16 protein-coding genes are annotated in these 20,317 nt (G+C 73.1%); 8 read left to right on the top strand and 8 right to left on the bottom strand.

What is annotated here, in order from left to right; all coding sequences use genetic code 11:
• The first annotated feature begins 61 nt into the window (after positions 1–61).
• From CLT74_RS06615 to CLT74_RS06600, 4 genes are read left to right on the top strand one after another with little or no spacing between them, the layout of a single operon-like run.
• On the top strand, positions 62–709 hold the full coding sequence (locus CLT74_RS06615; protein ID WP_099845757.1) for an ATP-binding cassette domain-containing protein: 648 nt from the start codon (positions 62–64) through the stop codon (positions 707–709).
• A complete protein-coding gene (locus CLT74_RS06610; RefSeq protein WP_099845756.1) occupies positions 706–1,983 on the top strand; it encodes an extracellular solute-binding protein in 1,278 nt (425 codons plus the stop codon). The genes CLT74_RS06615 and CLT74_RS06610 overlap by 4 nt, the downstream gene beginning before the upstream one ends.
• A complete protein-coding gene (locus tag CLT74_RS06605; RefSeq protein ID WP_099845755.1) occupies positions 1,980–3,743 on the top strand; it encodes an ABC transporter permease in 1,764 nt (587 codons plus the stop codon). Before CLT74_RS06610 ends, CLT74_RS06605 begins: the two co-directional genes overlap by 4 nt.
• On the top strand, positions 3,740–6,118 hold the full coding sequence (locus CLT74_RS06600; RefSeq protein WP_099845754.1) for a tetratricopeptide repeat protein: 2,379 nt from the start codon (positions 3,740–3,742) through the stop codon (positions 6,116–6,118). Before CLT74_RS06605 ends, CLT74_RS06600 begins: the two co-directional genes overlap by 4 nt.
• Positions 6,119–6,127: 9 nt before the next feature.
• Here CLT74_RS06600 and pdxR read toward each other — a convergent pair whose 3' ends face one another.
• Positions 6,128–7,675, bottom strand: coding sequence for a MocR-like pyridoxine biosynthesis transcription factor PdxR (gene pdxR, locus CLT74_RS06595; RefSeq protein ID WP_099845753.1), 1,548 nt, complete (start codon positions 7,673–7,675; stop codon positions 6,128–6,130).
• A gap of 167 nt (positions 7,676–7,842) precedes the next feature.
• Between pdxR and CLT74_RS06590 the strand changes: the two genes are divergently transcribed.
• Positions 7,843–8,535 (top strand): phenylalanine--tRNA ligase beta subunit-related protein, encoded by a 693-nt coding sequence (locus CLT74_RS06590; RefSeq protein WP_099845752.1) that lies wholly within the window; start codon positions 7,843–7,845, stop codon positions 8,533–8,535.
• A gap of 82 nt (positions 8,536–8,617) precedes the next feature.
• Here CLT74_RS06590 and CLT74_RS06585 read toward each other — a convergent pair whose 3' ends face one another.
• Positions 8,618–9,220: an MBL fold metallo-hydrolase gene (locus CLT74_RS06585; protein ID WP_099845751.1), complete on the bottom strand. Its 603-nt coding sequence runs from the start codon at positions 9,218–9,220 to the stop codon at positions 8,618–8,620.
• A gap of 106 nt (positions 9,221–9,326) precedes the next feature.
• On the bottom strand, positions 9,327–9,863 hold the full coding sequence (locus CLT74_RS06580) for a MarR family transcriptional regulator (protein WP_099845750.1): 537 nt from the start codon (positions 9,861–9,863) through the stop codon (positions 9,327–9,329).
• Positions 9,864–9,969: 106 nt separating this feature from the next.
• Here CLT74_RS06580 and CLT74_RS06575 point away from each other — a divergent pair, with 106 nt between their 5' ends.
• Positions 9,970–11,622, top strand: coding sequence for an LLM class flavin-dependent oxidoreductase (locus tag CLT74_RS06575; RefSeq protein WP_099845749.1), 1,653 nt, complete (start codon positions 9,970–9,972; stop codon positions 11,620–11,622).
• A gap of 171 nt (positions 11,623–11,793) precedes the next feature.
• Positions 11,794–12,318 carry a DUF1772 domain-containing protein gene (locus CLT74_RS06570; protein WP_486582061.1) on the top strand — a complete coding sequence of 175 codons (525 nt, stop codon included), beginning with the start codon at positions 11,794–11,796 and terminating at the stop codon, positions 12,316–12,318.
• Here CLT74_RS06570 and CLT74_RS06565 read toward each other — a convergent pair.
• The 5 genes from CLT74_RS06565 to CLT74_RS06545 all read right to left on the bottom strand — a co-directional run bounded on the left by CLT74_RS06565 (position 12,284) and on the right by CLT74_RS06545 (position 19,265).
• A complete protein-coding gene (locus CLT74_RS06565; RefSeq protein ID WP_099845748.1) occupies positions 12,284–13,153 on the bottom strand; it encodes a carbohydrate ABC transporter permease in 870 nt (289 codons plus the stop codon). The two genes, CLT74_RS06570 and CLT74_RS06565, sit on opposite strands and share 35 nt — an antisense overlap.
• 86 nt (positions 13,154–13,239) lie before the next feature.
• Complete coding sequence (locus tag CLT74_RS06560) at positions 13,240–14,274, bottom strand: ABC transporter ATP-binding protein (protein WP_099845747.1); 1,035 nt, start codon at positions 14,272–14,274, stop codon at positions 13,240–13,242.
• Positions 14,271–15,563, bottom strand: coding sequence for an ABC transporter substrate-binding protein (locus CLT74_RS06555; protein WP_099845746.1), 1,293 nt, complete (start codon positions 15,561–15,563; stop codon positions 14,271–14,273). The genes CLT74_RS06560 and CLT74_RS06555 overlap by 4 nt, the downstream gene beginning before the upstream one ends.
• A 36-nt stretch (positions 15,564–15,599) precedes the next feature.
• Positions 15,600–16,421: a carbohydrate ABC transporter permease gene (locus tag CLT74_RS06550; RefSeq protein WP_099845745.1), complete on the bottom strand. Its 822-nt coding sequence runs from the start codon at positions 16,419–16,421 to the stop codon at positions 15,600–15,602.
• Between the two features lie 54 nt (positions 16,422–16,475).
• Positions 16,476–19,265, bottom strand: coding sequence for a sialidase family protein (locus tag CLT74_RS06545; protein WP_099845744.1), 2,790 nt, complete (start codon positions 19,263–19,265; stop codon positions 16,476–16,478).
• 153 nt (positions 19,266–19,418) lie between these two features.
• On the opposite strand from CLT74_RS06545, the gene CLT74_RS06540 reads away from it, so the two are divergent.
• On the top strand, positions 19,419–20,285 hold the full coding sequence (locus tag CLT74_RS06540) for a pentapeptide repeat-containing protein (protein ID WP_099845743.1): 867 nt from the start codon (positions 19,419–19,421) through the stop codon (positions 20,283–20,285).
• Positions 20,286–20,317: the final 32 nt, after the last annotated feature.

Raw genomic sequence — 20,317 nt, 5'->3', positions numbered from 1 at the left:
GCCGGGACACCGAGCGTGGTCCCCCTGTGACACGCTGGGATGACGACGAGGGACGCCGGAGGTGGTTGTCACGCTACGCACGCTGGACCTCGTTGCCGTGCCGGACCTGTCCCAGGTGGACGTCGAGGTGGCAGTCGGCGCGACGGCCGCCCTGGTGGCCCGACCCCGAGCGGCCACCGCCGTGGCCCGGGTGGTGGCCGGGCTGGCCGCGCCGGTCGCCGGCCGGATCCTGGTCGGCGGCCGCGACGTCACCGACCTGCCGCCGTTACGCCGCCGCATCGGGTACGTGCCGGCCGGCGGTGCCCTGCTGCCCCACCTCACCGTCGGGAGCAACATCTCCTACGGTCAGCGCCGACGCAGGTGGGTACGCGACGTGGCCGAGGGCTGGGCGGCCGTCCTGGTCGACCGGCTCGAACTCGCCCCGACGCTGGGGCTGCGCCCACATCTGCTCTCCGAGGCGCAACGGTTCCGGGTCGCGCTCGCCCGGGCGATGGCCTGCCTGCCCGAGGTGCTGGTGATCGACCTGCCGTCCCCGGTCGACGGGGTGCGTCTACCGGAGCTGCTCGACCGCGCGTCCCCACCGGACGCCCCGGGCGTGACCGTGCTGCTCTGCTCGGCCGACGAGGAGGTGCTGGCCGGCGTCACCCACCGGGTGCCGGTCGCCGACCCGGCGCCGGCCACTCCGGCACGGCCGGTGGCACGGCCGTGACCACCGTCGACCGCCGTACGGTGCTGCGGGCCGCCGCCGCGGCCACCGCCGCCCTGGCCGGTGCCGGCGGCTGCGGGCAGGGTCGCCGGTCGGTGCAGGTGGCGGTCGTCTGGGCCGGCGGCGAACTGGCCCGGTTCCGCGAGGTGGTCGCCGACCATCCGGCGGGTGTGCAGGTGATCGGGGTGGGCAACGACATCGACGCGTTCCTGACCGCGCGCCGCGCCGCCGGCACCAGCCCCGACGTGGCGATCCTGCCCCGCCCCGGCCTGGTCGTCGAGTACGCCCGGCGGGGTTGGCTCAGCGAGGTGACCCCGGCCGTCAGCTACACCGCCCCGGCCGGCATGACCGAACTGCTCAGCGTCGACGGGCGGCGCTACGGCGTCTGGGTGAAGGCGGCGCACAAGTCGCTGTTCTGGCACTTCCCGTCGATGCTCGCCGAACCGCCCAGGTCCTGGGACGCGCTTGTGGGGGTGACCCGCCGGCTCGGCGAACGGCACCGGGCGGGCGCCGGTCCGGCCCCACTGGCGATCGGTGCCGCCGACGGCTGGGTGCTCACCGACTGGTTCGAGAACGTGCTCGCCGACGTCGCCGGTGTGGAGTTGTACGGGGCGCTGGCCCGTGGCGAGGCCGACTGGCGGGACCGGCCCGTGGCGTACGCGCTGGAGCGGCTGGCCGAGTTGTGGAGCGTGGCGGGCGCCTTCCCGGGCGGCGGCCGGCGGGCCTTGCTCACCCAGTTCGAGGAGTCGATCATTCAGGTGGTGCACCACCGCGAGGCGGCGATGGTGTTCGAGGCCGACTTCGTCGACGCGGTGGTCGCCCGGTTCCGTCGCGGCACCGAGCCGCTTGTCACCTTCCGCTTCCCGGGTGCCCGGATGGCCGACCGGCCGCTCATCGTCGGTGGCGACGCGGCGGTGGCGTTCAGCGGCTCCGCCGGCGGGGCGGAGCTGGTCCGCTGGCTCAGCGACGCGGTGGCCTTCCTGCCGTGGCTGGACGCCGGGGGCTATCTCTCCCCCAACCTCGCCGTGCCGGTGGACAGTTACCGCGACCCGCTACGCCGACGGCTCGCCGGCGAGTTGCGGGCCGCCGACACCGTGCAGTTCGACCTCTCCGACCAGTTGCCCGGCACCTTCACCGGCACCGACGGGGTGGGCATCTGGCGGATCATGCAGGACTTCTTCATGGACGTGACCGACGGGGTGCCGGCGCGCGAGGCGGTCCGCCGGGCCACCGGGCAACTCGCCGAGGCGGCCCGGGCGGCGGGAGGCGACAGGTGAGCCGGGGGCCGCTGCTGGGCGAGTTGGCGGTGCTCGACGACGTCGGGCCACCCCGACGCGGCCGGGCCTACCCGGCGGCCGGTGTCGGCTGGGTGCTGCTGACCCCGGCGGTGCTGCTGCTCGGTGCCCTGCTGGCCTGGCCGGTGCTGCGTACCGTGCACGCCAGCGTCACCACCGACGGCGGCTGGGTGGGTGCCGAGCACTACCGGGCCGCCCTCGCCGCCCCCGGCACCGCCGCGGTGATCGGGCGGACCCTGCTGTGGGCGCTGCTGGTGCCGACGGTGGTCACGGTCCTGGGCTACCTGCTCGCCGCCGCCTCCCGGCGTTCCCAGGAGGGCTGGCTGGTCCGGCTCATCCTGGTGGTGCCGACCGCGCTGCCGCTGGTGGTCACCGGCGTGACCTTCCGGCTGCTCTACGACCCCGACCCGGGGCGTGGGCTGGCCACCCTGCTGCTGGCCCGGGTGACCGGACGTGACCCCGAGCAACTGCCGCAGCTGCTCGGGCCGGACCTGGTCACCGTCGCGGTGATGTCGGCGTTCGTGTGGGCCTGGGTCGGGCTGGCGATGCTTGTCTTCCGGGCCGCCCTCGACGCGGTGCCGACCGGGCTCGCCGACGCGGTCCGGGCCTTCGGCGGCAGCCGCCGCGACGTGCTCTGGGACGCGCAGTGGCGACCGCTGCTGCTGCGTACCGTCGCGGTGGTCTTCGCCCTGGTCGCCGTCGGCACCAGCCGGACGTTCGACCTGATCCTGGTGATGACTCCCGGATCGGTGCGGGACGAGGCGGCGGTGCTCTCGCTGCGGATCTGGCAGACCTCCGGGGCGACGACCACCGGCGAGGGTGCCGCCCTGGGCGTCGTCTGGCTGGTGGCGGTGACCGCCGGCATGCTGGTGGTGGCCCTGTTCGTCAGGCAGGCGTGGCCGCCGCCGCAACAGCCGGCCGGCGTCGCGGTGACCGCGCCGCCACCGCGGCGGCTGGTCCGGCTGCTGGCCGCGGGCGCGGCGATCGCCTGGCTGCTGCCGCTGGGGGTGTTGGCGGCCACCTCGTTGCAGAACCCGGTCCGGGCGGCCACCGGTGGCTGGTGGTCCGGTCCACCGGGTCTGGACTCCTACCGGGCCGTGCTCACCGGCGCGGAACTGTGGCGCAGCCTCGGCTTCACGCTTGTGCTCGCCACCGTCGTCACCGCCGCGGTGCTGGGCGTCGCGCTGCTCGCCGCGTACCCGCTGGCCTGGTTGACCGGGCCGGCCGCGCAGGCGGTCGGGCTGGTGCTGATGGCCGCGGTAGTGGTCCCGGTGCAGGTGATCGCCGGGCCGCTCAACGAGGTGCTCGGGCTGGCGCTGTCCTCCGGCACGGCCCGGGGCGTGGCCCTGGTGCACATCGCCCTGGGCGTCCCGTTCGCGGTGCTGGTGCTGCGCAACTCCTTCGCCGACCTGCCGGCCGAGCAGGTCCGGGGCGCCCGGATCGGCGGGCGGCACTGGTGGGGCACGCTGCGCCGGTTGGCCCGGCACAACCGCACCGCGTTGGTGGCGGTGGCCGTGCTGGAGTTCGTGCAGGTGTGGAACGACCTGGTGGTGGGTCTGCTGTTCAGCGGGCCGGACGCCGCCCCGCTCGGGTTGTTCCTCGCCGGGCAGACCCGTGGCTTCGTGGCCGGCAGCGGCACGCTCGCCGCCGGATGTGTGCTCGCCTCGATTCTGCCGGTGCTGGTGTTCGTCCTGGCCCGCCGTCAGGTGGTCGCCGGTCTGGTCGCCGGGGGTGTGCGATGACCGGGTCCCCGCCCCGCCGGCCGGCCCGCCCGTCGCGGCTGCTGAGCGTGCTGCTGGCCGCTGGCGGAGTGGTCGGCGCCGGGATCAGCGCCGTGCTCGGCAACGTCACCGGCAACCTGCTCTCCGAGCTGTCGCTGACGGTGCTCGGCTCGGCGAGCCTGGGGCTGGCGGCGATCGGGGTGGTCGCCTCCTTCGTGGTGGAGTGGCGGCGACGACAACGCGAACAGCTGCTCGCCGGTGAGGAGGCCCAGGCCAGCAGCGGCGCACCGACGCTGCCCTGGCCCGCCGGGTACACCGGTCGGCAGGGCCAGGCCGAAGCGGTGGTGGCCATGCTCGCCCCGGAGCACGCGGTGGCGGTGGTGGGCCGGCGGGCGGTCGGCACGTCGTGGTGCGCGATCCAGGCGGCGAACCTGAGCCGCGCGGACTTCCCCGACGGGCAGTACTACCTCGACGTGCGCCGGGGTGGTCGAGCCCGCTCGCCCCGGGAGGTGCTGGCCGCGCTCGCCCGCATCGTCGGCACCGGGCCGCCACGCACCGGTCGACCGGACGATCTCGCCGACGCCGCCGACGAGTTGCGCGGCCAGTTGGACGGCCGCAAGGTGCTGCTGGTACTCGACAACGTGGACTCGCCGGCGCAGGTCCGGTCGCTGCTGCCGCCCACCGCCCGGGACTGCCGGCTGCTGCTGGCCGGCACCGGCCGGCTCGCCGCGCTCGACGGGGTGGTGGCGTACTGGCTGGCCGAGCCGGAGGTCGGCGACGCGGTGGAGATGTTCGCCGACGCCGGGGCGGCCACCGCGGTGGCCCGCCCGCACCGCCCGGACCCGCGCTGCGACCCAGCGGTACGGGCCATCGTCGAGCTGTGCGGGCGGCAGCCGCGCGCGGTGACGGAGCTGGGACGACGCAGCGCGCAGCACGGCTGGCGGCACGCCGACGTGCTGCACGCGCTGCGCCGCGCCGCCGACACGCCGCCGCACCAGCGGGTGGGTGTGTCACCGGTGACCGGGCTGGTCACCGCCCGGGACACCGCGTACCACGCGCTCAGCGGCGAGGCCCGCCGGCTGTGGCGGCTGCTGTCGCTGAGTCGGGTGCCGCTGGACCGGGCGACGATCGCCGCGCTCGCCGGCCGTCGCCCGCACCGGGTCGCCGCCCTGCTCGACGAACTGGCCGACGGCGCCTTCGTCGTCGGCGCGTCCGGCGACCGGTACGAGGTTCGTCCGCTGCTCGCCGGGTACGCCCGGATGCATCTGCGGGAGGCCGAGCCGGTGCACCGGCGGGTCACCGTGCAGGCGCGGCTGACCCGGCATCTGGCCCGTCGGGCCGAGCAGCAGGTGGCCGCCCTGGCGACCGGCGCGCTCGACCGTGATCGTCGGCTGCCCGACGACGACCCGTACGGCTGGTTCGACCTGCATCAGGAGTTGCTGCTGGCGGTGGTGAAGGTGCCGGCCGGCGCGGTGGAGACGCTGCCGCGTCGGGTGCGGGACTGGTGGTTCCGGCTGGCCGTGGCGTTGTGCGGCTGGCTCGCCCACACCGAGCGGCTCGACGAGTGGGAGGACGTGTGCCGGACGGTGCTGGCCAACCCCACCGCCCAGGACCGGCCGGAGATCGCCGGTTGGGCCCACAACGAGCTGGGGGTGCTGCGTCGCCGCCGGCACGACCCGTACGGTGCGGTGGCCGCGCTCAGCCTGGCGGTGGCCGGTCAGGGCCGCCGGGGCACCGCCCAGGCGCGGATGAATCTCGGGTTGGCCCTGCTCGACCTCGGCCGCACCGACGAGGCGGTGGAGCATCTGGAGCTGTCGCGGCGGCACCGGGCCAGCGCCGATCGCGCCGGTCAGGCGCTCAGCGACCTCGGACTGGGCGCGGCGAGGCTGGCGCGGTACGAGTTGGAGACCGCACACGACCTGCTGGTACGGGCGGCGAACTCGTTCCGTTCGCTCGGCGACGCACGCGGCTACGCGGCGGCGTTGACGAATCTGGTGCTTGTCCATTCGGCGATGGGTGAGCACCTCGACGCGGCGCAGGCGTGGCGGGCCGCGCTGCGTGAGCACGAGTCGCTCGGTGACCCGACCAACCGGGCGGTGGCGCTGCTGAACGCGGGGGTGGCGTTGCTGGGTGTGGCGCCGCAGCAGGCCCGTCAGGCGTACGAGCTGCTGGCGGAGAGCTGGCGGCTGCGCGAGGGTGGCCGCCCGGACGCCGGGTTGGGCCGGACGCTGTTGCACCTGGGCGACGCGGCGGCGACGCTCGGCGACGACGAGGAGGCCCGTGGGCACTGGGCGGACGCGGCGGCGATCTGTGAGGTGGCCGGGGACGACGACGGCCAGCAGGCGGCCGACGCCCGGCTGGGCGGTGAGCGCCCGGTCGAGCCCCGCTCGGGGTGACTGCCGCGACTACCCGTCGCGCCGCGCCGCCGCCACGGCGGCGATGCCCGCGTCGATGGCCGAGGCGGTGTTGGCCGCGTAGCCCAGCACCAGGCCCGGCCGGTAGGGCCGCAGGCAGTGCCAGGACAACGGCTGCACCTTCACCCCGCGCGCCAGCGCCGCTGCGGCGAGTTCCGTGTCGACCACGTCGCTGTCGAAGGTGACGGTCAGGTGCAGCCCGGCCGCCGCGCCGCGGACGGTGGCCCCCGGCAGGTGCCGGGCCAGGGCGGCGGTCATCGCGTCCCGGCGGCCCACGTGCCGCCGGCGTAGCAGCCGCAGTTGTCGTTCCAGCGCACCTGAGGTGAGCAACTCGGCGAGCACGAGTTGAGGCAGCACGGCGTTACCCAGGTCGGCGTTGCGTTTGGCCGCCACCACCGCGTCCCGGTAGCGGCGGGGCACCAGCAGCCAGCCGATCCGCAGCGCCGGGGCGAGCAGCTTCGACACACTGCCGGCGTAGCACACCTGCTCGGGCAGGGTGGCGCGCAGCGCGGGCACCGGCGGACGGTCGTAGCGGTGCTCGGCGTCGTAGTCGTCCTCGATGACCAGGCCGCCCGCACGGGTCCAGTCGGCGAGTCGGCGTCGTCGTTCGCCGTCGAGCACCACGCCGGTCGGGAACTGGTGCGCCGGGGTGAGCATCACCGCCGGCACGCCACTGGCCGTCAGCTCGTCCACCCGTACCCCGGCGGCGTCCACCGGGATCGGCACGGTGGTCAGCCGCCAGTTGTCGAAGTGCTGCCGGACGCCGAGCGAGCCGGGGTCCTCCAGGCCGACGCTGCTCACGCCGTCGTCGCGCAGCGCCTGGGCCAGCAGGCCCAGCGCCTGGGAGACACCTGTGGTGATGATGACCTCGGCCGGGTCCACGCCGATGCCCCGGCTGCGGGCCAGCCAGCCGGCGACGGCCCGGCGCAGGGCCGGCGCCCCGCACGGGTCGCCGTAGCCGAGGTCCGCCGCCACCAGCCGGCCCAGCACCGCCTTCTCGGCACGCAGCCAGGCCGCTCGGGGAAACGCGGCGAGGTCAGGTACGCCGGGCGTGAGGTCGATCTGGGCCGGGAGGGCGCGTACCGCGTCGAAGACGTCGGCGCCGGGTGCGCAGCGGAACACGGCGGCCGGATCGGCTGGGCGACCCGACGACGCGACGCCCGGCGGTTCCCCGGTCGGCCCGGCCGTCGCGGTGAGGGCGCTGGCCACGATCACCGTGCCGGCCCGGCCCCGGCCGGCGACGTGCCCGTCCTCCATCAGACGCTGGTACGCCTCGACCACCACGCCCCGGGACACTCCCAGGTCGGCGGCGAGGGTCCGGGTGGCCGGCAGCCGGGAGCCGATGGGGATCACGCCGTCGGCGATCGCCCGGCGTAGCCGGTCGGCCAGCCAGATGGCCCGGCCACCCGGCGGTGCCTGCCCGACGTCCAGGTGCAGGAAGTCCGCCCCGGCGTTCAGGGTCGGCTCCGCCGAGCCTGAGGTCCGGGCCTTCCGGGCCGTTATGGACCTGTCGGAGGCTACGGTTTTGGCACTGCTCATCGGACCATTGTGCCGGCAGGGTGATGGTGAACCCGTCATCGACCAGGGAGCATTTCTCGTGACCGTCGCTTTTCTGTTGACCACACGCCGGTGTTTCGCCGGGTCGTTCCTGGGGCTTGGGCTGCTGCTGGCCCGCGCCGAGGCGTGAGCGAGAGGGGGAGCCGGACATGTTCTTCGAGCACTCACCGCAGGTGTGGGCGCAACACCCCACGCTCGTCGCCGGTGTGCTGTACGCCGAGGGCGTCGCCGGGAAACCCCGCGCCGAACTGCCGCTGGCGGATTTGCTCGGCACCGCCCGCCGGAGACTCGACGGGACCACCGAGGCGACGTTCGCGGAGATCCAGGCGTGGCGACGGGCGTTCGCGCGGATGGGCCTTGCTCCGACGAAGTACCGGTGCGCGTCGGAGTCGCTGCTGCGGCGGCTGCGCACCTCCGGTGACCTGCCCAGGGTGCATCCGCTGGTGGACCTCGGCAACGCCGTCTCGGCCGCGTACGCCGTACCTGTGGGGATCCTCGACGTCGACAGGTGTGGCGGCGGCATCGAGGTACGACAGGCCCGGGGCGACGAGCGCTACCTGACCTTCGGCGGAGTCGAGGAGCACCCCGAGCCCGGCGAGGTGGTCTTCGCCGATGCGCTCGGCCGGGCCCACGCGCGCCGGTGGACCAATCGGCAGAGCGGCTGGTCGGCGGTACGCGACGACACCCGTACCGTCCTGGTGGTGGTCGAGGCGATGCACGACGCGGCGGGCCGCGACGTGCCGGCGGTGCTCGACGCGCTCGCCGCCGGGCTGCGGCACGGCTGGGATGCGCCGGCACGCACCAGGGTGTTGACCCCGCAGGAGCCCCGGTTCGAGGCGTAGCGACCGGTCACGCCGGTGTCGAGCCCGCGCGTCCGGGACGCCCGGCACGGGGCGGGCCGTCCCGGACGCGGGTCGGCAGGGGTCAGCGAGTCTCGCCCGGCGCGAGGTAGCGGTAGCCCGCGACGGTTTCGCCGAACCAGCCGTTGACACTGGCCAGGCCGCGTTCGTTGAGCTGCGCGTCGTGGATCGGGAAGACCTCGGGCGCACCGACTCCGACGGCGAAGTTGATCGCCTCGGTCAGTTTCAGCCAGGACGCCTGCGCCGGCACCAGCAGGGTCCGTACCGGCCGGTCCGGCGGCACCAGCGAGTCGCCCGGATGGTAGAGCGCGTCGGCGACGACGTAGCCGAGGTTCGGGCAGTCGGGCTGCCCGGCGTGGATGGTGGCGTGTCGCCCGCCGACCGCTGTGACGTCGATGCCGGCTGCGGTGAACCGCTCCCCCGGACGAACCCGGGTCACCGGCAGCGGCGCCAGGTCCGGCAGTGCGGCGCCCTCCGGCGCGAAGACCGGTACGCCCAGGCCGGCCAGCCGGAGCACGTCGATGTGGTCGGTGTGCTCATGGCTCACCAGTACGGCGTCCGCGCCGACGAGCGCCCGCGGCTCGCTCCAGGTGCCCGGGTCGATGACGAGGACGACCCCGTCGTGTTCGAGCCGGACGCAGGAGTGCGTGTACTTCGTGATCCGCATTCCGGGACAGTACGCCGCGAAACGCGTCGCCGGGTGCCCGTGCCCGCCACCGGGCGTGCTGTCGCCGTCGCCGGCCGCCGCGCGTCGGTGGTGGTGGTGTGCCGGGTCAGGTGCGCGTCGGACGCCGCCGCCCGCCCCGACCGACCGGCGGTCGTTCCGCCGCCGCCTCGACCGCCTGGCACAGGTCGGTGAGCGGGTCGACCGCCTGCGCCGCGCAGGCCACCCGTTGCAGCAGCGCCCGCAGGGTGCTGGCCTGCTCCGGCGACAGGTCCCGCAGCAGCCGGGCCTCGACGGCGCCGAGGGCCTCCCGGCGGTGCCGCGCGGCCTCCCGCCCGGTATCGGTGAGGGTGACCAGGCGGCTGCGCCGGTCCGCCGGGTCGGGGCGGCGGACGACCAGCCCGTCCCGCTCCAGATCGTCGATCAGGTACGTCAGCACGGTGCGGTCGATGCCCAGTTCCTCGGCGATCGCGCCCTGGTTGCGGGCGGGTTCCCGCTCGGCCGAGGTGAGCACCTGGTAACCGCGGGGACCGCCGGGCAGGTCGCCGACGGCGTGGTCGGCCGCGCGGATGTAGGCGCGGAAGACCACGCCGAGCATCCACCCGAGGTCGTCGTTGATCGGGCCGCTGCCCTGGGCACCGCTCATCACCCCACGATAGCGTAGGTCACAGATTTTCTTTAGCAATGATGTTCTGTTGGGCATAACATTTCCGTGCGGCGGTGCGCGCCGCAGGACCGGAAGGACTGCCGAGATGAGCGACTACGGGCACCCACTGACCTTCGGGTCGTTTCTCACGCCCGGCAACGCTGACCCGATGCTGCCGGTCGGCCTGGCCATGCTTTCCGAGCAGGTCGGGCTCGATCTGGTGACGTTCCAGGACCATCCGTACCAGCCCGCGTTCCTGGACACCTGGACACTGCTCAGCTTCGTCGCCGCACGCACCGAACGGGTACGGCTGTCCGCAAACGTGACAAACCTTCCGCTGCGCCCGCCCGCGGTACTCGCCCGGAGCGTGGCCAGCCTCGACCTGCTCAGCGGCGGCCGGACGGAACTCGGCCTGGGTGCCGGCGCGTTCTGGGACGCCATCGAGGCGATGGGGGGCCGACGTCTCTCCCCCGGGCAGGGCGTGCGCGCCCTGGAGGAGGCAATCGAGATCATCCGTCAGATCTGGGACGTCGACGCCCGTGGCGGCGTCCGGGTCGCCGGCGAGTTCCACCAGGCGGCCGGGGCCAAACGGGGACCGGCTCCCGCCCACGACGTCAGCATCTGGCTCGGCGCCTACAAGCCACGCATGCTGGCGTTGACCGGACGCCGGGCCGACGGCTGGTTGCCCTCCCTGGCCTACCTGCAACCCGGTGATCTGGCCCGGGGCAACGACATCATCGACGAGGCCGCCGCCGGTGCCGGCCGGTCCCCCGCCGACGTGCGGCGGCTGCTCAACATCAACGGACGGTTCGCGGCCACCGGGCGTGGCCCGCTGAACGGCCCGGCCGAGCAGTGGGCCGAGGAACTCGCCGACCTGGCCCTGACCGAGGGGATCAGCACGTTCATCCTCGGCAGCGACGACCCGGACGACCTACGGCGCTTCGCCGCCGAGGTGGCACCGGCCACCCGGGAACTTGTCGCCGCCGAGCGCGCCGCCCCGCCGACAGGTGTCCCGGCCGGGCCGGGCCGCACCGCGACCGACCCGACCGGCGCCCCGGCCGACCAGACCCGCACCGCGACCGACCGGGCCATCACCACCGGCGGCACGCGCAGCAGCACGTCGGCCGGCCCGACCGCACGGCCGACCACTGTCGGCGCGGCTCCGTTCGCCGTGGTTCCCACACCCGACGACGGCGTCCGCCGCAGCGACGTGCGGGTGTGGGACGAGGCGGCCCGACCGGCCGGACCGGCCCCGGACCCGCAGCGCACCTACACCGCTCACGAACAGGCCGGTGCGCAGCACCTGATCGACGTGCACGACGGCCTGCGCGCCGAACTGGCTCAGATCCACGACCTGATCGAGCAGGTCGCGGCCGGTCTGATCGACGTGGGTACGGCCCGTTCGCACATCAACACGATGACCATGCGGCAGAACAAGTGGACCCTGGGCACCTACTGCGAGTCGTACTGCCGGGTGGTGACCACCCATCACACGATCGAGGACCGGTCGCTCTTCCCGCACCTGCGGCGGTCCGACCCGCGACTCAAGCCGGTGATCGACCGGCTCGAGGAGGAACACCACGCCATCCACGACGTGCTGGAGGGCGTCGACCGGGCCCTTGTCGCCTTCGTCGCCACCCAGGACGGAATGGCCGACCTGCGGGCCGCGGTGGACCTGCTCAGCGACACGTTGCTGTCCCACCTCGCCTACGAGGAACGCGAACTGGTCGAGCCGATCGCCCGCCTCGGCGCACATTAGGCCAACCCCCAGGGGTCGCCCACGGACGTGCCGGAGGGCCATCGCCGTACGTCGAGAGGCGACCCTCATTCGCGTCCCCAGGCGGCAGTTGACTCACCGTCACCGGATCTACCGTTCGTAGCGCAACGGACCGACCGCGCCCGACCGGGCGCCGAACCGGTAGGAGGAACGGTGTCCCGCAGCAGATTGACCTGGCTCGGGCTGGTCGCGCTGACCTGGGCGGCGATGATGTCGTTTGGGGGCGTGGCGGCCGAGACCGTGATGCTCTATCCGAACATCTTCCACGACGCGCCGGCATCGCTGGAGCGCGCCCGCGACTTCCTGACGGTCAGCGGCCCGAGCGACTACTTTCCCCCGCTGGGCGCCTCGGTGGTGCTGCTCGGCGTCGCCACCACTGTGCTCACCTGGCGCGAGCGCCGGCTGCGGTGGTGGATCGCCGCCGCGACCGGAGTCTTCATCGCCTGCGAGTTCCTGTTCTCGGTCGTCTTCTTCTGGCCCCGCAACGAGATCATGTTCGTCGACCCGGTCGGTACCCACTCGGCGCAGTACCTGCGCCAGGTGGCCGAGGAGTTCGTCGCCGGGCACCTGGTGCGGCTCGCCGGTGGCGCGGTGACCGCCGCGCTGGCCTTCACCGCACTGCTGCGGTGGGCCCGTACCACCGTCACACCTGGTAGAAGCGGCGGTAGCGGCGGATGAGCCGCCACTGCACGAGCACCGCGGCGACGGTCAGCAGCATCATCACAAGTGTCGCCGCCGCCGCGTAGCCGTACCGCAGGTACTCGAAGCCGGTCTGGTAGACGAAGAGCGACAGGTAGGTGGTGGCGTACGGCGGGGGGCCACCGTCGGTCACCACGAACGCCGGCACGAAGGTGAAGTGCAGGCTGGCCACGGCGTCGCGGACCGCCAGCAGGGCGAGCACCGGGGCCATCAGTGGCAGGGTGATCCGGCGGAAGACGTCCCAACCGGTGGCGTCCTCGATGGCGGCCATCTCGTACACGTCGCGGGGCAGCGCCCGCCGGGCCGCCAGTAGCACCACGAAGGTCTCCCCCATGGTGAACAGGCTCATCAGGATGATCCCGGCGCGGGCGCTCGTCGGGTCGGTCAACCACTGCGGCGGGGTACGCCCCAGCGCGGTCAGCCCGTGCTCCCCACCGACCCGCAGCAGTTGGTTGATCGGCCCGTACAGCGGGTTGAACAGCCACAGCCAGAGCAGCCCGTACGCGATCTCCGGTACGGCGGTGGGCAGCAGCGCGGCGGTGCGGGCGGTGCCGACACCGCGGGCCCGCCGGTGCAGCAGCAGCGCCAGGCCGAGCGCCAGCAACACCCGCAGCGGCACGGCCACCAGCGCGAAGACCACCGAGTTCAGCAGCGCCACCCGGAAGATCGGGTCGTCCAGCAGGGCGGCGAAGTTGTCCAGCCCGGCCCAGGTCGGCGGGCGCAGCAGGTCGTAGTCGGTCACCGACAGACCCAACGTGACCAGGGCGGGCACCAGCACCAGCCCGACCAGCCCGACCAGGTACGGGGTCAGCATCAACGCCAGGTGCCGCCGCGACCGGCGGTCCGGACCGCGCGCCGCCCGGGCTCGCGCTCGAACGGGCGGTGCCTCGCCGCTGGCACTCACGGCTGGTACCGGCGGCCGGTGGCGGCGTGGAACAGGTGCGCGTCGGCCCAGCGCACGTCGAGGCGTACCGTCGCGCCGCGCTCGGGCCGGCGGGCGGCCGGCACCCTGGCGACCACCGGCTGCCCGGCGGCGAGGCTGAGGTACGCGAACGCGTCCTCGCCGATCACCTCGACCCGGCCGACGGTGGCCGGGGTGCCCTCGGTCGCGTCGAGCGCGACAGCCTCGGGCCGGAACCCGATCTCCAGCGGCTCCTCCCCCAGCGTCGGCGCGTCGCCGCGCGGTCGCAGCGGGCCGTCCGCCGGCAACAGGTTCATCGCCGGGGAGCCGACGAACCGGGCCACGAAGGTGCTCGCCGGGGTACGCCAGATCTCGTCCGGGGTACCCACCTGTTCGACCCGTCCGTCGCGCAGCACCGCGATCCGGTCGGCGAGCACCAGGGCCTCGGTCTGGTCGTGGGTGACGTGCACCATCGTCGCCCCGATCCGGTCGTGCAGGGCCCGCAGTTCGGCCCGCATCTCGGCGCGCAACGCCAGGTCCAGGTTGGACAGCGGCTCGTCGAGCAGGAACACGTCCGGTTCGCGGACCAGGGCCCGGGCCAGGGCGACCCGTTGACGTTCCCCGCCGGAGAGCTGCCCGGGCCGGCGGTCGAGCAGCCCGGCGCAGCCCACCGTCTCGGCCGCCGCCCGGGCCCGCTCACGCGCCAGCCGGCGCGGGGTGTCGCGTACCTCCAGCCCGAAGGCGATGTTCTCGACAACTGTCAGGTGCGGGAACAGCGCGTACGACTGGAAGACCATCGACACGTTGCGCCGACCGGGTCGCTCGTCGGTGACATCCCGGTCGGCGATGTGGACCCGGCCGGCGGTGACCGGTTCCAGTCCGGCGACCACCCGCAGCACGGTCGACTTGCCGGCCCCGGAAGGACCGAGCACCACAAGCAGTTCACCCCGGGCGACGCTGAGGTCCACCTCGTGCAGCACGGCGGTGTCACGGTAGGCGGCGCTGACGCCGTCGAGCACCAGCCCGTCGCTCACCCGTGCTCCCCTCGGGCGAACATCGGCCGGCTCTTGGTGTCCAGTTCGCGGATCACGTCGTCGAGCTTGTCGCCGCGGTGCATGGCGTTCTCCAGGATTCCGTAGCTCAGGTCCTCGATCTCCGGCCAGGTGGAGACGGTCGGCAGTGCCCGGACGGTGGGGATGGCGTCGAGGAAGACCTGCGAGTTGCGCGGCGGCTGATCCGGGTCCAGGAACGCCGGTGAGCGGGACACCTGGATGTGCGACGGCACGGTACGCCCGGTCGCGGCGATGATCCGCTGCCCCTCCTCGTCCATCGCGTACTCCATGAACCGCCACGCGGCGTCCTTGTTCCGCGACCCCCGGGTCAGGCAGTACGCGTCGGAGTGCAGCACCCCGACCGGCTGCTGGTAGACCGGCAGCGGCGCGACGTCCCACTCGAACCCGGTGATGGTGCGGAAGTTGGTGGTGGCCCGACGGGAGGTCATCAGCATGGCGAGCCGACCGTTGAGGAACCGTGACTCGTCGTCCTCCGCCTCCACCTCGGCGTCACTGGGCACCACCCCGTACGCCTGCCGCAGGTCGACCAGGTTCCGGAGCACCTCACGGGCGGCCGGGCTGTCCAGCGTCAGCCGGGTCGGCCGCTCCGGATCGTCGACGATCTCGCCGCCGTTGGACCAGACCAGCGGGGCCAGCCGGATGATCGACGGCTCCACGCCGAGCCCGTGCACGGCGGGCAGCCGAGCCGCGCCCTCGGCCTCGGTGCCCTTGATCACCAACCCGCGGTCGTCGCGGGTCATCAGGGTGGCGGTGGCGACCAGGTCGTTCCAGGTCCACCCGGCCGCCGGTTCCGGCACCCCGTACCTGGTGAACAGGGTGCGGTTGTAGTACACGGCGAGGCTTGACACGTTCTGCGGCAGGCACAGCTGCGCGCCGTCCCAGCGGAACGCCTCCATCGCCACCGGGTAGTAGTCGGCCGGGTCGAGCACCGACGAGGCGGCTATCCGCTCGTCCAGCGGCTCCACCACGCCCTTGGCGGCGAACTGACCGTAGAAGCGGTAGTTCATCAGGAAGAGGTCGGGTGGCGCGCCCCCGGCGACCGAGGTGGCGAGCCGGGCCAGCAGGTCCTTACGGTCGCTGGCCTCGATCAGCTGGACCCGCTCACCGGGCCGGGCCCGCTGGTAGGCGTCGATCAGGGTGCGGTAGGCGCCCAGTTCCTCCGGGGCGCCGAACACCAGCAGCTTGACCGGGTCACCGGCCGACGACCCGCCACCGGAGCCGCAGCCGGTGACCGCGAGCAGGGCGCTCATCGCGAGGGCGAGCAGGGGTCTGGTTCTCACGGTTTGTCATCCCTCGGGTCGGTCGTCGTGATGCAGGAAACGCCGCTGCGCCAGCGCGAAGACCACGAGCGCGGGCACCGTGGCGATCACCGCCCCGGCCAGGAAGACGGGGAAGTTCGTCGGGTCCAGCAACGACAGCGACCGCAACGCCAGCGGCAGGGTGAACAGGTCACGGTCGTAGACGTAGATCAGCGGATCGAGGAAGTTCGACCAGGTCAACACGAAGGTGAGCGCGGTGAGTCCGGCGGTCACCGGACGCACCAGCGGCAACGCGACACGCCACCAGGTGCGCAGCGGCGACAGGTCCTCCACCAGGCAGGCGTCGTACAGGTCGGCCGGCAGTGCCCGGAAGGCCAGGTAGTAGACCAGGACGTAGAGCGGCGAGGTGCCCAGCAGTGCCGGCGCGATCAGCGGGACGAGGGTGTCGGTCAGCCCGAGCAGTCGGAAGATCGCGAAGCGGGGTACCAGCAGCGCGGTCGCCGGCACCATCAGCGCGACGAGTGAGGCGGCCACCACCACAGCTGTGGCGCGGGGGGCGATCCTGGTCAACGCGAAGCCGGCCAGGGAGGCGACGAGCACGCTCAGTGGCACCGCCACGACGGCGACGAGCACCGAGTTGAGCGAGGCACGCAGCAGGCCACCCAGGTCGAGGGCGCGCTCGTAGCCGGTGGTGGAGAGCGGGTCGGGCACCAGCTGCGGAGTCGGGGACGGCGGTAGGCCGGGCTCGGTGAGGGAGCCGGAGACCAGCAGCAGCAGTGGCGGCACGAAGACCAGGAGGACGAAGGCCGCGCCGAGCGTACGCCACAGCCGGGCGGCCCGCTCGGGCAGCGGCGAGGGGCCGCGGGTGCGGCCCCTCGCCGGAGATGTGCCGATGTCGGTTCCTTACTTCAGGGTCAGTTTCCAGGCGCCGAGCCCGTGCGAGGCAGCGTAGAGGACCCGCTCGCCGGGCACGATGGTCAGCCCGGCGACCTCGACGTTCGGCATGCCGCGAGCCGCGTTGGTCCAGGACTTCTTGCCCTTGGGCAGCAGCAGTACGCCGAAGTCGGTCGAGGCGTACAGGTCGCCGGTGACGTCGTCCCGGACCAGGTCGGTGATCGGCTGGTCCCCGAAGTCGTAGGACCTGTCGCTCCAGGTCGCCCCGTCGGCTGTGGCCGTCACCTCGAAGGCGTGGCCGGGGGTGGTCGGCGTGTTCGATCCGTACCCGCTGTAGGAGATCCACGCCCGGGCCGGGTCGGCCGGGTCGATGTGGATGCTGGTGACGAAGCGGTTCGGCGTGGTGGCGGAGTCGACCCGGGTCCAGGTCACCGCCGAGGCCGGCTCGGCATCGGCGTTGCGGGTGACGAAGACCCGGCCGGTGCTGGTGGCCGCCCAGGCGGTTGAGGTGTCCGAGTCGACCCGCTGGATCACGGAGACCGCGCCGCCGGCCCGGTCGCCCCAGCCGGCACCTGTCAGGTTCGTGGTGCCCAGCGGCTCCCAGTCGCCGCAGTCCTCCTCGTAGGTGCCGGTCCAGGAGTTGCAGATCCGGTCGGCCTCGGCCAGGCTGCGGTCGCCCAGGCCGAAGGTTTTGGTGCGGTACACCGACAGTCCGGTGCCGGCGAACATGGTGCCGCTCACCTTCGGGTCGCTGATCACCGGGGCGTAGAACAGGCTGCCCGGCTGGCCGTAGATCGGGTCGGCGGTCCAGATCCAGCTCGCGATGTCACCGTTGGCGAAGCTGACCTCGGGCGACACGTCGTAGTAGGTGTGGAACCGGAACTCGGGGCGGGCGACGTCCCAGCCGGAGGCCCCGCCGTCACCGATCATCGTGTTGACCCAGCGCTGCCGCTGACCCTTGTTCTCCCAGGTGCCGTTGTCCTGGGTGCCGCCCTGCAACAGGTTCACGTCGTGCGGGCTGGCCGAGAGGCTGATGAACTGAAGGGTGTTCATGCCCTTGTTGACGCCGTCCAGCTTCGACGGGATCTTCGACAGCATCTGCCGGCAACGCTCCCGCTGGCCCTCCTTGGTCAGGTTCCGGTCCGGGTTGTCACACCAGGACGAGCGGTCGACGAACTCACCGCTGGACCGCATCACGCCGCCGTCGCTGGCCTCGAAGAACTGGTACGGGTTACGCGGGTTGGTGACCAGGTCGTGCTGGTCGGGGTGCAGACCGTTGGGGTGCAGCTCGTCGGTGCCGTCGTAGGTCATGTCGGTGCCGCTGACCCCGGCGTCGGTGGAGAGGATCACGGCCCGCTTGTTGGCCACCGTCTCGCCGTACAGGTAGGAACCGCCGGTGTAGACGATGTCGGGGTGCCCCGCCGGGGTGTGCACGAACACGTCGTACCAGCACTGTCCGGTGCACTGGTTGTAGGTGGCGAAGCCCGGATCGACCGGGTTGGAGCTGGTCAGGTCGGTGAACGTCGGCGAGCCCGCGGCCACGTCGTCGCTGCGGAACAGCCGCGAGTACGGGGTGCCGGTGTTGCCCTCGTAGACGTACATCCGGGTCTTGCCGCCGGGCAGGGCGGTCACGTCGATCGCCGCGCGGGTCTGGAACAACGCCGCGTTGAGCGAGGGCTTGATCTGCGTCCAGGTCGCCCCGGCGTCCGACGAACGCCACACCCCCCGGGCGTACGAGCTGGCGTAGACGATGTTGGCGTCGCGCGGGTCGAGCTTGACCTGGCGTACGCCGCGCGGCGAGCAGCTGGTCGTGTTGTTGTACTCGGCGGCGCTGCCGGTGCAGGCGGTGGCGTCGGCCGAGCCGTTGTGGATGAACTTCCAGCTCTTGCCGCCGTTGGTGGACTTGTACAGGCCCCACTTCTCGGCGTCCGGCACCGGCCGGGTGACCCCGGTGCAGCAGGAACTGGACATGCCGCGCAGCGCCGTGGTGGTGGCCACGTAGAGCGTCTTCGGGTCGCCGGGCTTGATGGTGATCTCACCGATGCCCTTGCCGCCGAGGACGTCCTTGCCGAGCGGGCCGGACCAGGTCAGGCCGCCGTTCGTCGACCGGTACAGGCCGACACCGGCGACGCAGCCGGAACCGCAGGTGTTGGCCTCACCGGTGCCGACGTAGATGGTCAGGCCGGTACGGTCGTTGCGGTCGATCGTCACCGCGCCTGCGGCGTTGATGCCCAGCGGGCCACCCAGGTAGAACCACTTCGGCTCGGCGGCGAGGATGTTCAGGGTGCCCCAGACGCCGCCACCGGCCGGGGTCACGTACGCGCGGCAGAGCAGCTTGGAGCAGTCCGGGCTGATGTCGATCGAGGTGACCCGGCCACCGGCGACATACTCGTTGGGCACGTAGTTGAAGGCGTTGCGGTACTCGGTGAACGGGTAGAGCGCCTCGCTCGGGCCGATGTTCGTCCACTTCCGGCTGCCCTTGAACCGCTTGTCGGCCGCCGTGAAGGCGGCCTTGGACCGGTCCAGCTGGGCGATGGTGATCGCGTCCGCGGGGTAGGCACGCTCCAGGAAAGCCTGCTGCGCGGCGCCGCCGGGTCCGTCGGGTGACATGCCACTGTCGCCGGGTACGGCCCGACGCAGTCGTTCCAGGTGGGTGCCGAGGGCGTTGGGCATCTCCCCGCCGACCGCGACGGGTGCCGGCACCTCGGCACCGGCGTAGTGGATTCCGGCCAGGCCGGTCGACGCCACCAGGGCACCGACCGCCAGGCCAACGAGCAGCTGGCGACGTCTACGCTTCACGAGGGTTCCTCCGGCATGACGGCGTCACCGCAGCGCGGGCATCCGGATTGGCGACCGTCGCTGGCAGCGTCCACGCAGGAATATGTCAGAGAGATCCACCCCAGGCAATAGAGCTGTTAGACGTTATCCAACCGCCGCGAGGGGGGCGATCGGATGTCCGAGGAGGGTCGGCCGGGCGGCGACGAGTTGCGGGCCGACTGTGCCCGCTGCTTCGGTTTGTGCTGTGTCGCCCCCGCGTTCGCCGCGTCGGCCGACTTCGCGCTCGACAAGCCCGCCGGCCAGCCGTGCCGGAACCTGCGAGCGGACTTCGGCTGCACCATCCACGCCGAGCTACGCGAACGGGGCTTCCCCGGCTGCACCGTCTTCGACTGCTTCGGCGCGGGTCAGCGGGTCGCCCAGGTCACCTTCGGTGGTCGGGACTGGCGCGCGGAGTCGCGGAGCGCCCAGCAGATGTTCGACGTCTTCGCGGTGATGCGGCAGCTGCACGAGCTGCTGTGGTATCTGACCGAGGCGCTCGGGCTGGGTCCACCGGACGCGTTGCGTACCGAGTTGGCGGCCGCACGTGCCGATACCGAGCGAATGGCCGGTGGGAACCCGGACACGCTGCTGGCCGTCGACGTCGACGCGCACCGAGCGACTGTGAACGTGCTGCTGACGCGTACCGCCGACCTGGCCCGTGCCCGCGACGGCGGCGGCGTCGATCTGCGGGGTGCCGCCCTTGTCGGCCGCGACCTGCGGCGTACCACGCTGCGCGGGGCGAATCTGCGGGGCGCGTTGCTTGTCGGTGCCGACCTGCGCGGCGCGGACCTCGCCCGGGCCGACCTGACCGGCGCGGATCTGCGCGGGGCGGACGTGCGCGGCGCCGACCTGTCCGACGCCCTCTTCCTGCACCGGTCGCAGGTCGATGCCGCTCGGGGCGACCTGCGGACCCGGTTGCCGGGACGGATCACCCGCCCGCCCCACTGGTCGCACCTACCGCTCGCCGCGGTGCGCGGGTCGCGGCGCGGCCGACGCCGCTGACGGTGCGCGGTCGCCGCACCCCGCCTCAACCC

Source organism: Verrucosispora sp. CNZ293 (assembly GCF_002754655.1).
The sequence above is the reverse complement of the archived record's forward strand: the minus strand, read 5'-3'. Positions and strand labels throughout refer to the sequence as shown.

What these genes read in the sequence shown, in the direction of transcription:
- CLT74_RS06600 (WP_099845754.1), top strand. Translation starts at nt 3,740, where the DNA reads ATGACCGGGTCCCCGCCCCGCCGGCCGGCCCGCCCGTCGCGGCTGCTG.
- pdxR (WP_099845753.1), bottom strand. Translation starts at nt 7,675, where the DNA reads ATGAGCAGTGCCAAAACCGTAGCCTCCGACAGGTCCATAACGGCCCGG.
- CLT74_RS06590 (WP_099845752.1), top strand. Translation starts at nt 7,843, where the DNA reads ATGTTCTTCGAGCACTCACCGCAGGTGTGGGCGCAACACCCCACGCTC.
- CLT74_RS06585 (WP_099845751.1), bottom strand. Translation starts at nt 9,220, where the DNA reads ATGCGGATCACGAAGTACACGCACTCCTGCGTCCGGCTCGAACACGAC.
- CLT74_RS06580 (WP_099845750.1), bottom strand. Translation starts at nt 9,863, where the DNA reads ATGAGCGGTGCCCAGGGCAGCGGCCCGATCAACGACGACCTCGGGTGG.
- CLT74_RS06575 (WP_099845749.1), top strand. Translation starts at nt 9,970, where the DNA reads ATGAGCGACTACGGGCACCCACTGACCTTCGGGTCGTTTCTCACGCCC.
- CLT74_RS06565 (WP_099845748.1), bottom strand. Translation starts at nt 13,153, where the DNA reads ATGCTGACCCCGTACCTGGTCGGGCTGGTCGGGCTGGTGCTGGTGCCC.
- CLT74_RS06555 (WP_099845746.1), bottom strand. Translation starts at nt 15,563, where the DNA reads ATGAGCGCCCTGCTCGCGGTCACCGGCTGCGGCTCCGGTGGCGGGTCG.
- CLT74_RS06540 (WP_099845743.1), top strand. Translation starts at nt 19,419, where the DNA reads ATGTCCGAGGAGGGTCGGCCGGGCGGCGACGAGTTGCGGGCCGACTGT.